The sequence below is a fragment of the Hymenobacter sp. UV11 genome, assembly GCF_004684095.1.
GTDB lineage: Bacteria > Bacteroidota > Bacteroidia > Cytophagales > Hymenobacteraceae > Hymenobacter.
Map to the genome: position 1 here is coordinate 1 of NZ_SRII01000054.1, position 1,107 is coordinate 1,107.

A 1,107-nucleotide genomic window follows, 5' to 3' on the forward strand; every position below is an offset into this window, starting at 1 on the left:
TATACTCGTCACGAAGTGAGTTGCGCGTCGAGAATATGAAATTTACGGGTTAGTAGGGACGCGAGGTCAGGCCCACACTCAGGAAGCCGGGTGAAAAAGTCGAGCACGGCGGTACGAAACTGACCTTTGGTGCGGTAGAACGTGGTGTTGATAATCTTCTGGCGCAGGTACTTCCAGAAGCGCTCAATCAGGTTCAGGTTAGGCGAGTAGGGCGGCAGAAACACCTGGCAGATGGGCTTATCGGCCAGCCACGCCCGCAGGTCCTTGTTTTTATAGTAGCGGGCGTTGTCACAGACGACGTAAATACGCGTCTTATCGGGGTGCGCGGCCAGCAGTTGCTCATATAAGCGCTTCGTGCTTTGGGCGTTGACGCAACTAGTTTCATCCAGCAACACCTGCGTGGGGTCGTAGGCGTTGAGCGCGGCGTTCAAATTGACCCGTTCGCGGCCGCTGACCGTGAGCAGGGGCCGCTCTTTGCCCACTTCACACCAGGCGCGGGTGCAGCGCGTGTTGTGGGTCGGATGCGCCGCATCGGCGTAGTAAAGCACGGCTTCGCCCCGCTCGACGTGGGCTTCGAGCATGGCCAACTCGTCGAGAAAATCGGCCTGCGCCTGGACCTCTGCCTGGCAGGGCACGGGCGTGGTCAGCTTGTAGGTGAAGCCCAGCCGGTGCAGCAAATCCGTCAGGCCCGAGCGCGAGTAGGCCACCCGATAGGTGCGCAGCAGCCAGTCTTGCAGGGCTTTGCAGTCCGTGTAAAGCTGCGCGTTGACTTGCTGACACAAGTGAGCCAACTGGGCGCTGGTGAGCAAGCCCCAATAGCCGGGCTGCTCGTGGGCCAGATACTGGGCCAAGCCCAATTCGGTAAACGCGGCGGCATACCGGTAGACCGTGGCTTGGTCTAGGCCTAAGTCGTCGGCAATGCTGCCCGCCGAGCGCCCTTTGTCCAGCAAGAGGACCACCGTGACTTTGACATAGCCGTCGTTGTCGCGCCGTTGCTTTTGCCACTGTTGCAACTGCGCCCGCTCTGCCGGTGTCAAGCTTATGTTCATCAAACAAGTTTAGTACTTTTAGCTGACTTCTCTCGCAATCCTATTCGCGACGAGTATA

General features: G+C 58.9%; 1 protein-coding gene. It reads right to left on the reverse strand.

Annotation, left to right across the window (positions count from 1 at the left end; all coding sequences use genetic code 11):
• Nucleotides 1–8: 8 nt before the first annotated feature.
• Nucleotides 9–1,049, reverse strand: coding sequence for an IS630 family transposase (locus tag E4631_RS25650; protein WP_133658052.1), 1,041 nt, complete (start codon nt 1,047–1,049; stop codon nt 9–11).
• Nucleotides 1,050–1,107 lie beyond the last annotated feature (58 nt).

What these genes read in the sequence shown, in the direction of transcription:
- E4631_RS25650 (WP_133658052.1), bottom strand. Translation starts at nt 1,049, where the DNA reads ATGAACATAAGCTTGACACCGGCAGAGCGGGCGCAGTTGCAACAGTGG.